The sequence below is a fragment of the Rhizobium leguminosarum bv. trifolii WSM2297 genome (assembly GCF_000271845.1).
The window spans coordinates 538776-548118 of record NZ_JH719393.1; the positions used below are offsets into that span (position 1 = coordinate 538776).

At 59.8% G+C, this 9343-nt stretch carries 13 protein-coding genes; 9 read left to right on the forward strand and 4 right to left on the reverse strand.

Annotation, left to right across the window (positions count from 1 at the left end; all coding sequences use genetic code 11):
- Positions 1-213 precede the first annotated feature (213 nt).
- The 9 genes from RLEG4DRAFT_RS06310 (at position 214) to RLEG4DRAFT_RS06350 (ending at position 7168) form a co-directional block, all read left to right on the forward strand.
- Entirely contained in the window at positions 214-1053 is an 840-nt protein-coding gene (locus tag RLEG4DRAFT_RS06310) for a transporter substrate-binding domain-containing protein (RefSeq protein WP_003576167.1), read from the forward strand.
- A gap of 130 nt (positions 1054-1183) precedes the next feature.
- The gene (locus tag RLEG4DRAFT_RS06315) at positions 1184-1846 is read left to right on the forward strand and encodes an amino acid ABC transporter permease (RefSeq protein ID WP_003576168.1); all 663 of its coding nucleotides are present in this window, start codon (positions 1184-1186) and stop codon (positions 1844-1846) included.
- A 5-nt stretch (positions 1847-1851) separates the two neighbouring features.
- Complete coding sequence (locus RLEG4DRAFT_RS06320) at positions 1852-2511, forward strand: amino acid ABC transporter permease (protein ID WP_003576170.1); 660 nt, start codon at positions 1852-1854, stop codon at positions 2509-2511.
- 12 nt (positions 2512-2523) lie between these two features.
- Positions 2524-3294 carry an amino acid ABC transporter ATP-binding protein gene (locus RLEG4DRAFT_RS06325; RefSeq protein ID WP_003576172.1) on the forward strand — a complete coding sequence of 257 codons (771 nt, stop codon included), beginning with the start codon at positions 2524-2526 and terminating at the stop codon, positions 3292-3294.
- A 231-nt stretch (positions 3295-3525) separates the two neighbouring features.
- Positions 3526-4269: a GntR family transcriptional regulator gene (locus RLEG4DRAFT_RS06330; RefSeq protein WP_037093449.1), complete on the forward strand. Its 744-nt coding sequence runs from the start codon at positions 3526-3528 to the stop codon at positions 4267-4269.
- Positions 4270-4272: 3 nt separating this feature from the next.
- Complete coding sequence (locus tag RLEG4DRAFT_RS06335) at positions 4273-5058, forward strand: transporter substrate-binding domain-containing protein (RefSeq protein WP_003576176.1); 786 nt, start codon at positions 4273-4275, stop codon at positions 5056-5058.
- A 79-nt stretch (positions 5059-5137) separates the two neighbouring features.
- A complete protein-coding gene (locus tag RLEG4DRAFT_RS06340; protein ID WP_003576178.1) occupies positions 5138-5809 on the forward strand; it encodes an amino acid ABC transporter permease in 672 nt (223 codons plus the stop codon).
- On the forward strand, positions 5806-6465 hold the full coding sequence (locus tag RLEG4DRAFT_RS06345; RefSeq protein ID WP_003576180.1) for an amino acid ABC transporter permease: 660 nt from the start codon (positions 5806-5808) through the stop codon (positions 6463-6465). The genes RLEG4DRAFT_RS06340 and RLEG4DRAFT_RS06345 overlap by 4 nt, the downstream gene beginning before the upstream one ends.
- A complete protein-coding gene (locus tag RLEG4DRAFT_RS06350; RefSeq protein ID WP_003576182.1) occupies positions 6443-7168 on the forward strand; it encodes an amino acid ABC transporter ATP-binding protein in 726 nt (241 codons plus the stop codon). The genes RLEG4DRAFT_RS06345 and RLEG4DRAFT_RS06350 overlap by 23 nt, the downstream gene beginning before the upstream one ends.
- A gap of 146 nt (positions 7169-7314) precedes the next feature.
- Here the strand turns inward: RLEG4DRAFT_RS06350 and RLEG4DRAFT_RS06355 are convergent, their stop codons facing one another.
- The 4 genes from RLEG4DRAFT_RS06355 to RLEG4DRAFT_RS06370 all read right to left on the reverse strand — a co-directional run bounded on the left by RLEG4DRAFT_RS06355 (position 7315) and on the right by RLEG4DRAFT_RS06370 (position 9272).
- Entirely contained in the window at positions 7315-7686 is a 372-nt protein-coding gene (locus RLEG4DRAFT_RS06355; protein WP_003576185.1) for a type II toxin-antitoxin system RelE/ParE family toxin, read from the reverse strand.
- Positions 7686-7943 (reverse strand): ribbon-helix-helix domain-containing protein, encoded by a 258-nt coding sequence (locus RLEG4DRAFT_RS06360; RefSeq protein ID WP_003576187.1) that lies wholly within the window; start codon positions 7941-7943, stop codon positions 7686-7688. Before RLEG4DRAFT_RS06360 ends, RLEG4DRAFT_RS06355 begins: the two co-directional genes overlap by 1 nt.
- A gap of 151 nt (positions 7944-8094) precedes the next feature.
- Complete coding sequence (locus RLEG4DRAFT_RS06365; protein WP_003576189.1) at positions 8095-8829, reverse strand: PspA/IM30 family protein; 735 nt, start codon at positions 8827-8829, stop codon at positions 8095-8097.
- Positions 8826-9272, reverse strand: a complete 447-nt coding sequence (locus RLEG4DRAFT_RS06370) for a YjfI family protein (RefSeq protein WP_037093305.1) — start codon at positions 9270-9272, stop codon at positions 8826-8828. The genes RLEG4DRAFT_RS06365 and RLEG4DRAFT_RS06370 overlap by 4 nt, the downstream gene beginning before the upstream one ends.
- Between the last annotated feature and the right edge of the window lie 71 nt (positions 9273-9343).

Here is a 9343-nt window from a genome sequence, read left to right on the forward strand (position 1 = left end):
CCCGCCGAACTGTCGGAGCGCAGCCGGGCAATTAGCCTTGCGGCAAGAGGAAAATGCTGCACTGCCAAAAAAAATCGCCACGTGCGCCCCTGTGCGTTTTTTCAGCATGACCCATTGACAATTCATCGTCGATGGCACTTGATACATTATTCCAGTAAAACAGACATACGTCCATTATACTGGAATAATGGGAGCCATCATAAGGGGAACGCCATGACCATTTCCTTTCGCACCGGCGTGATGTCGCTGATCGCCGCCGCCCTGTTATCCACGCCTGTGCTGGCCGACGGCAGCAAGCTCGATGAAGTGCTGGCCCGCGGCCATCTCGTCCTCGGCACGGGCAGCACCAACGCGCCCTGGCACTTCAAGAGCGCCGACGACAAGCTTCAGGGCTTCGACGTCGACATGGGCCATATTATCGCCAAGGCACTGTTCGGCGATCCTGAGAAGATCGAGTATGTGAACCAGTCTTCCGACGCCCGCATCCCGAACATTACCACCGACAAGGTCGACATTACCTGCCAGTTCATGACCGTAACCGGCGAACGTGCCCAGCAGGTCGCCTTCACCATTCCTTACTATCGCGAGGGTGTCGGCTTGATGCTCAAGGCGGACGGAAAATATGGCGACTACGCCGCGCTCAAGGCCGCCGGCTCCTCCGTCACTATCTCGGTTCTCCAGAACGTCTATGCTGAGGCCATGGTGCATGCGGCCTTGCCGGAGGCGACCGTCGACCAGTATGATTCCGTCGACCTGATCTACCAGGCGCTGGAGTCGGGACGTGCCGATGCCGTCGCCACCGATCAGTCGTCGCTCGCTTGGTACATGACGCAGAATCCCGGCCGCTACAAAGACGCCGGCTACGGCTGGAACCCGCAGACCTATGCCTGCGCCGTCAAACGCGGCGATCAGGACTGGCTGAATTTCGTCAACACCGCCCTGCATGAAGCCATGACCGGCGTCGAATTCGATTTCTACGCCAAGTCCTTCAAGACCTGGTTCGGCAAGGATCTGACACCGCCGCAGATCGGCTTTCCGGTCGAGTTCAAGTAATGGCCACGCGGAGCGGGATTGTTCTCCCGCTCCGCTGCAGCGTCGCGTCTTTTTGGCACGCACGAAGCACGCTGCAACATTTTAAATCTGCGCATCGTGCACGGTGCGTTAGTCTGAAAGGGCGGCCCGCATGGGTTACACGCTGAATTTTGCTGCCGTCTGGCGCAATTTCGATTTTCTGTTGAGCGGGCTTGCTCTCAGCCTCGGCCTTGCAGTGATCTCGATCCTGATCGGGGCTGTGATCGGCCTCGTCGTGGCCTTCGCGCTGACCTCCAAAAACCGCTTCGCGGTCGTGCCGGCGAGGGTCTATGTCACTGTCATCCGCAACCTGCCAATTCTCGTCCTGGTGCTCTTCGCCTTTTTTGCGTTGCCGCAGATGGGTTTGCGCCTCGACAAGATAAAGAGCTTCGTGCTCGTTCTCTCCCTCTATTCCGGCGCCTATCTGGCCGAGGTGTTCCGCGCCGGCCTGTTGTCCATCCCGAAAGGGCTGACGGAAGCCGGCCTTGCCATCGGTCTGACGGGGATGCAGATTCGCAGTTCCATCATCGCACCGCTGATGCTGCGCAACGTCTTGCCATCGCTGTCGTCAACGATCATCTCGCTCTTCAAGGACACCTCGCTCGCCGCTGCCATCGCCGTGCCGGAACTGACGTTTGCTGCGCGCAAGATCAATGTCGAGAGCTTTCGCGTCATCGAAACCTGGATGGTCACCTCGGCCCTCTATGTCGTGACCTGTTTCCTCATTGCCGCCGTGATGCGCTTCGTCGAGCGCCGTCTGGCCCTGCCGAGATAGACCCGATGTCCCACACCTTTCTCGAACAACTCTGGATCGCCCGTTACGTCATCATCAACGGTGTCGGCGTAACCGTGTCGATCTCTCTGCTGGCCATCCTCGCAGGATCCGTCCTCGGCGTTTTCGTCGGTCTGGCGCTCGTCTATGGCGGCATTGTTTTGCGGCTCATCGTCCGCGCCTATACCGATATCATCCGCGGCACGCCAGTGCTGGTGCTGGTGCTGGCAAGCTATTATGTCTCCGCCGCCGTCGGGCTCGATCTCGGGCCGTTCTCCGCCGGCGTGCTCGCCCTTGCGATCTTCTGTTCCTCCCATGTCGGCGAAATCGTGCGCGGCGCGCTTCAGGCGATTCCGAAGGGGCAGACCGAAGCCGCCAAGGCGATCGGCCTGACCTTCACCCAGACCTTCACCTCGGTGCTGTGGCCACAGGCCATGCGCCAGTGCCTGCCGGCCTGGGTCAATACCGCGGCCGAGATGGTGAAGGCCTCAACGCTGCTCTCCGTCATCGGCGTTGCGGAGCTTCTCCTGCGCACGCAGGAGATCATCTCCCGAAACTTCATGAGCCTCCAGTTCTATTTCCTGGCCGGCGGCCTCTATTTCATCGTCAATTATGGCATCGAGCACTTCGGCAAATATGTCGAGCGCAAGACCGCCCTGCCGTCCTGAGGAGTTCCCCCGATGGCCAAAACCATTCTCGACATCAAGGGTCTGCGCAAGACTTACGGCATCCACGAAGTCCTCAAAGGCGTGGATTGCGCCGTGGGGGAGGGCGAGGTCATTTCCATCATCGGCTCGTCCGGCTCCGGAAAGACCACCTTGCTGCGCTGCGTCAACATGCTGGAAGAATTCCAGGGCGGCACGATCAGCCTCGATGGCGAGGAGATCGGCTACCGCGTCGACGGCGCAACGCGGCGGCGCAAGAGCGAAAAAGAGATCGCCCGCCAGCGCGCGCTGACCGGCATGGCGTTTCAGCAATTCAATCTCTTCCCACATATGAGTGCCGCCGAAAACGTCATGCTCGGCCTCGTCAAGGTTAAGAAAATGACGAAGCCCGACGCCCGCATCATCGCGGAAAAATGGCTCGATAGAGTCGGCCTCGCCGCCCGCACCAACCATTATCCCGGTCAGCTTTCCGGCGGTCAGCAGCAGCGCGTCGCCATTGCCCGCGCCATCGCAATGTCGCCGAGGCTGATGCTGTTCGACGAGGTGACCTCCGCACTCGATCCCGAACTGGTGGGCGAAGTGCTGCAGGTCATCAAGGGGCTTGCCGCCGACGGCATGACCATGCTGCTCGTCACCCATGAGATGCGTTTCGCCTACGAGGTTTCCTCGCGGGTCATCTTCATGAACCAGGGGGTTATCTGCGAGGAGGGAGATCCGAAGGAAATGTTCGTGCGGCCGAAGACGGAGCGGCTCGCAGAATTCCTCAAAACCTCGAGTTTCAACTGATGAGCCCAAGTGCGTCGAGCGATCCTCGTCGAGACTGCAGTGAATCGCTCGGCAACCTCAGCAAAGTGCTTCAGCGGTCGATGCTGATCCGGCTTTGCAAGCAATTGCGGGAACTCGCTTAATTTATGCTCAGCCTGCATTGCCGCTGCGCAAATTCCAGGCAAGGGATGCGAAACCTCTTGGAAATTCTGGACGCAGAGTTTTGGCATGGGCCTTGCTTCGCTGTCTTGTATGCAAGATAGCCAGCCATCCGAGATCACGCAGAAGACCATCGAGGAAACGATCGTCTCCGGGATTCTTTCAGCCAAGATCCGGCCGGCTACCCGTCTCAGCGAAAACCAGCTGGCATCGCTCTTCGGCGTGTCTCGGACCCGCGTTCGTGAAGCCATGATGCGCCTGGAAACACGCGGTATCGTACATGTCAGTCCGAGGCGGGGCTGGTTTGTTGTCGAGCCATCCGCTGAAGAGGCGATTGCGGTTTATGAGGCGCGGCGCGTCATCGAGGCCGGACTGCTGCGCAGCATGCGGGTCCTAACAGACGAGGGGCAGAAAGCTCTCGACGCCCACTTGAACGAGGAAAAAAGCGCGATGGCGGCGGGCGACCGTCAGCGTCTGACTTATTTAATGGGCGATTTTCACATCCGTATCGCGGAATTGAGCGGAAACGCCGTCATCATCGATATCCTTCGCGACCTGACCGCGAGGACGATCCTCATTTCGATGCTCTATCAGTCCGAATTTCATGCGGCACAGTCTCATGACGGGCATTGCCGCATCTTCCAGGCCATGCAAGCGGGCGATTTCGTCAGAGCTGCGGAGCTCTCTGTCGAGCATCTCGACGAGGTCGAAATGGGTCTCGACCTCACGACGCGGCCAGACCCGCTTTCGGAATTGCGCAGTTCCCTGTCACTTCCTCCCAAGACCGTGTCCTCACCTCCCAGGCCTCACAAACCACAACTTCAAAGGAGTCATTAACGTATGCTGACAAGACGAGTCTTCTTCGCACTTGCGACCCTGGCGGCAACTATCGGCTTCGGCTCCGCGTCTCATGCCGATGCTCTCGCCGACATCACCGCGCGCGGTACGCTGCGCGTCGCCGTGCCGCAGGATTTCCCGCCATTCGGCAGCGTCGGCACCGATATGGCGCCGATGGGCTACGATATCGACGTCGCCAATCTCATTGCCGAAAAGCTGGGCGTCAAGGTCGAGCTCGTCCCGGTTACCAGTGCCAACCGCGTCCCCTATCTGCAGACGAATAAGGTCGATCTGGTGATATCCAGCCTCGGCAAGAATGCGGAGCGCGAAAAGGTGATCGATTTCTCTGCCCCCTACGCACCCTTCTTCAACGGCGTTTTCGCGCCGGCCGACCTTTCGATCGCCAAGGCTGAGGATCTCGCGGGCAAGAGCATCGGCGTCACACGCGGCGCCGTGGAAGATCTGGAACTGACGAAGATCGCGCCGGCCGACGCGACGATCAAGCGCTACGAGGACAATAACGGCACCATCTCGTCGTTTCTATCGGGCCAGGTCGACATCATCGCGACAGGCAACGTCGTGGCCGCCGCGATCCTCGCCAAAAATCCCCCCAAACGCCCCGAGCTCAAATTCCTGATCAAGAATTCGCCCTGCTATATCGGTCTCAACAAGGAGCAGCCGGCTCTTCTGGAGAAGGTCAACGGCATCCTCGCTGCCGCCAAGGCCGATGGCGCGTTGAACGCCATATCGCAGAAGTGGCTCGGCGCCGACCTCCCGTCGGATCTCTGAGGAACCCCGTCCTACGGACGTCATCCCGCGCCCGCCCGCGGGATGACGACGCACCGTCACCGCAAGAGGGGACAAATCCGTGAGCTATCATTTCGAATTCGGCTGGCTGCTTCAATATTACCCTGAGATCATCAAGGGTATACTGGTCACCCTGGAACTTATCGCCATTGGCGGAGTGCTCGGCATTTCGCTCGGCATCTTCTGCGCCTGGGTGCGCGCGCTCGGGCCCGTCTGGCTGAAGCCTGTCATTGCGACCTATGTCGAACTGATCCGCAACACGCCGTTCCTGATCCAGCTGTTTTTCATCTTTTTCGGTCTGCCGTCGCTTGGCCTCCAGCTGCCTGAGCTGACGGCCGCCAACCTCGCGATGGTCATCAACCTCGGTGCCTATAGCTGCGAGATTATCCGCGCGGGCATCCAGGCGACCCCGAAAGGCCAGTTCGAGGCAGGCCAAAGCCTCGCCATGACACGCTTCGAAACCTTCCGCCATGTCGTGCTCGTGCCGTCCTTGCAGCGCATCTGGCCGGCGCTATCGTCGCAAGTCGTCATCGTTATGCTCGGCTCATCGGTCGTGTCGCAGATCGCCGCCGAGGATCTGACCTTCGCCGCGAACTTCATACAATCGCGAACCTTCCGCGCCTTCGAGGCCTACATCGTCTCGACATCAATCTATCTCGTGCTGGCAATCCTGCTCCGGCAGCTGCTCGGGGTGGTCGGCGGGTTCATTTTCCCGAGGAGAACGGCGCGATGATCGAGTTCACACTCTGGGACATTCTGCGTAACCTGCTGCTCGCCACCCGCTGGACCATCCTGCTCTCGCTCGTCTCGTTCATCGGCGGCGGCGCGGTCGGACTGGGATTGCTGTTCCTGCGTATCAGCAAGCGCAAGGCATTCAGCGTGCTTGCGAAATATTATATCGAGCTCTTCCAGGGCACGCCGCTGCTGATGCAACTGTTCATCGCCTTTTTCGGTCTCGGCCTTTTTGGAATCGACGTCCCGGCCTGGCTTGCGGCGGGATTGGCGCTCACCCTGTGGAGTGCCGCCTTTCTCGCCGAAATCTGGCGCGGCTGCGTCGAAGCGGTTGCGAGGGGTCAATGGGAAGCCTCCGCCAGCCTCGGCATGGCACGGTTGCAGCAGATGCGTTACGTCATCCTCCCACAGGCGCTGAGGGTCGCCATACCACCCACGGTCGGTTTCTCCGTTCAAATCGTCAAGGGTACGGCGCTGACCTCGATCATCGGCTTCGTCGAACTGTCGAAAGCCGGCACCGTGGTCACCAATGCCACCTTCCAGCCCTTCACCGTCTACGGGCTCGTCGCCCTCATCTACTTCGTCCTTTGCTGGCCTTTGTCGAAAAGCAGCCAGATCCTGGAAAGGAAGCTCAATGTCGCTCATCGCAATCACTGAAGTCCGCAAGAGCTTCGGAACCACAGAGGTGCTGAAAGGTATCAATCTCGATGTGGAGGCGGGTGAAGTCATCGCCATTATCGGCAGGAGCGGTTCGGGCAAGTCGACCCTGCTTCGCTGCATCAATGGCCTGGAGACCATTACCGACGGTTCGATCTCCGTCGCAGGCGCGCAGCTCCTCGATGACGAGGTGCATCTGAAAGCCCTGCGCCTCAAGGTCGGCATGATCTTTCAACAGTTCAACCTCTTTCCGCACCTGACGGCCGGCGGCAACGTCATGCTGTCGCAGACCGTGGTCAAGAAGACCCCGAAGGCCGAGGCCGAGGCCATCGCCCGCACAATGCTGGAGCGGGTGGGGCTCGGCCACAAGTTCGACGCTTATCCGGATGAGCTCTCGGGCGGCCAGCAGCAGCGCGTCGCCATCGCCCGTGCGCTTGCCATGCAGCCGGCAGCACTTCTTTGCGACGAGATCACCTCGGCGCTCGATCCGGAGCTGGTCGCCGAAGTTCTGGCCGTCGTGCGCGGGCTCGCCGCCGAGGGAATGACGTTGCTGATGGTCACCCACGAAATGAAGTTCGCCCGCGACGTCTGCAGCCGCGTCGTCTTCATGCATCAGGGCCGCGTCCACGAAATCGGCCGGCCGGAGGACGTCTTCACCAACCCGCAGACGGCAGAGCTGAAACAGTTTCTCGGCGTCAGTTAAGAAGCGACGACATGCTCTCGCTTATGCCGGCCGGCATCGTCGAGATGGCGCGCGAGCGCCGTTTTACTCGTGCGGAGGAAGACGAGGAAAAAGGCCCGCGAATGCCGGCCTATTGTGTCCGGTGGACTCCTCATGGTCGACCGTCCTCAAGTCTTCGAGCGAGGATGTCCCATCAGCGCTTCATACTCTCTGTCGGTCAATCGTTCGATTGCCCGCAGCTGTGCAGGAACGTCCATCCGCTCGTGCAAGACTGCGGCAATGACGAAGGTTGCATCGTCAGCGACAATGTAGACGGCGTAATGGTGCTCGATTTTGTGCAATCGGAAGAGCGAATTCCCGACGCGCTCGTCGCTCGTTGTCCTCACGCGGGCGTAGGCTTCGGGGATGCTTTCAAATCCCGCCCGCAGCAGGCGGCCGTACGCCTTTGCCTGTGCGGTGGACCATCTCCGCGCTGTTTCGCGGACGGCCAGACGATAATTATCAAGCGCAGTCGGTAGGATGAGAATGCGGGGAGCCACTAGCGCAGTTCTTTATCCAATTCGGCATCGACGGCGTCCAGCGCAGAAAGGGGTAACATCTCTCCACCCCGGAATTCGTCTTCCGCCCGCAGCAGCGAGCGGATGGCATAGCGGCGGTCTTCTTCGCGTGCCATATCTTCGCGAATAAGGGCGCGCACGTATTCACTTGGCGTCGTATATTGGCTCTTCCCGTTGGCGCGCATATCGACAAAGGCGCGCATCTCATCGGGCAAGCTGACATGCAGGCTGCTGGTCACGCCGCGCCCTCCTTCAAATTTCTGAATGAATTGTTCCGTATCCATTAGTCAATGTCAATATTTGACATTGAGACGTCCGGTTGCAAACCGGGCGCTCCAATCCGCAGGCGTGGCGGGAGCGGCAGCCAGGGCTGCCGCTCCCCGAGGATTGTCAGCTTTTGGTGCCGGTGGGCGCCGGCAGCAAAACGGGCTCGGCCGACTGTCTAGGCAGCATCAGTTGGGCGAGAATATCGTCGGCCGAATGGCTCGAGCCGCCAATACCGGCTTCGCGCAGCTGACGATCGAGATCGCCGCCGTTTTCCAGTGCGGCCAGTTCAGCACCGGCTTCAATGCGGCCGGCAGTGATTTCCTGGCGTTTCTTGATGCGTTCGAGACTTTCGACGGCGCTGCCAAGGCGGGTATTGATGCCCGACTGGTTATGGGCAATCGCCGACTGCGCGCGCAGCAGCGACTCGTTGGCTTTGACGTTCTCCACTTCACGCTTCATCTGGGCAATGCGTGCTTCGGTGTCCTGGATCGTCCGCAGCATCTGTTGCTGGCGCGGCAGCAGCCGATCGAGCTCTTCCTGGTCGCGCTGCACTTCGGCACGGCTGGTGGCGATGCGTTGAGCCAGACCCTGAGCGAGATCGGTGCGGCCCGCCGAGATCGCAGCGCGGGCGCTGTCGGTATCCTTGGTCTCCTTTGCGCGGTTTTCGTCAAGCCGGCGCATAACGCTCTTATTTGAGGCCATGATGCCGGCCAGATCGGATCGCGCCCGGCGCAGCGACTGCTCAGCGTCGCGGATTTCCTGGTCAAGAATGCGCATGGACTGGTTGTCGGCGGCAGCTTCCGCTGCCTCGTTGATGCCGCCGCGAATGGCGGTGAAAATCTTTCCCCAGGTGCTCACGCTGCAATCTCCCCGCTTTTCCATTCTTCAATCATATGTGCCGCATCGACGGCATTGGCAGCCAGAATTGCCACCTCTTCGACGACCGTGTCGGCGGACGAGCGTGCTGACAGCGATCCGAACAATTCATACCATTCCTCACCGTCGATCGTGGTGATGCCGAAGCTGGAGAGCGGTACGAACTTGTGCGTCTTGAGCACCATGCGTTCGAAGGCTTCGCGATTGGGTATGTCCTTGCACGGCACCAGAACAGCGCTGACAAGGATATCACGCTCCCCGCTCACTGCGACGAAGACGTCGAGATCGCCTTTTTCCTTGAGAGTGACGCATAGGACGTCGCCCTGTTCGGGTACGGCGACATCCACATCGCCGAGTGCCTCCGGATCGGCGGCGAACAAGCGCGTTAAGGTGGTGAGGTTCCAGGTCTCCAAAAAGTCCTCCATCAGTTAGAATTTCGAAAAAATATCTGGGTATTCGATATGCCACTTAAAGGGGTGGCGCGCTAAATAAATTT

Excerpts from the sequence above, each read along its gene's own strand:
- RLEG4DRAFT_RS06370 (WP_037093305.1), bottom strand. The coding sequence starts at position 9,272 with ATGGAGGACTTTTTGGAGACCTGGAACCTCACCACCTTAACGCGCTTG.
- RLEG4DRAFT_RS06345 (WP_003576180.1), top strand. The coding sequence starts at position 5,806 with ATGATCGAGTTCACACTCTGGGACATTCTGCGTAACCTGCTGCTCGCC.
- RLEG4DRAFT_RS06350 (WP_003576182.1), top strand. The coding sequence starts at position 6,443 with ATGTCGCTCATCGCAATCACTGAAGTCCGCAAGAGCTTCGGAACCACA.
- RLEG4DRAFT_RS06325 (WP_003576172.1), top strand. The coding sequence starts at position 2,524 with ATGGCCAAAACCATTCTCGACATCAAGGGTCTGCGCAAGACTTACGGC.
- RLEG4DRAFT_RS06330 (WP_037093449.1), top strand. The coding sequence starts at position 3,526 with ATGCAAGATAGCCAGCCATCCGAGATCACGCAGAAGACCATCGAGGAA.
- RLEG4DRAFT_RS06320 (WP_003576170.1), top strand. The coding sequence starts at position 1,852 with ATGTCCCACACCTTTCTCGAACAACTCTGGATCGCCCGTTACGTCATC.
- RLEG4DRAFT_RS06310 (WP_003576167.1), top strand. The coding sequence starts at position 214 with ATGACCATTTCCTTTCGCACCGGCGTGATGTCGCTGATCGCCGCCGCC.
- RLEG4DRAFT_RS06335 (WP_003576176.1), top strand. The coding sequence starts at position 4,273 with ATGCTGACAAGACGAGTCTTCTTCGCACTTGCGACCCTGGCGGCAACT.
- RLEG4DRAFT_RS06315 (WP_003576168.1), top strand. The coding sequence starts at position 1,184 with ATGGGTTACACGCTGAATTTTGCTGCCGTCTGGCGCAATTTCGATTTT.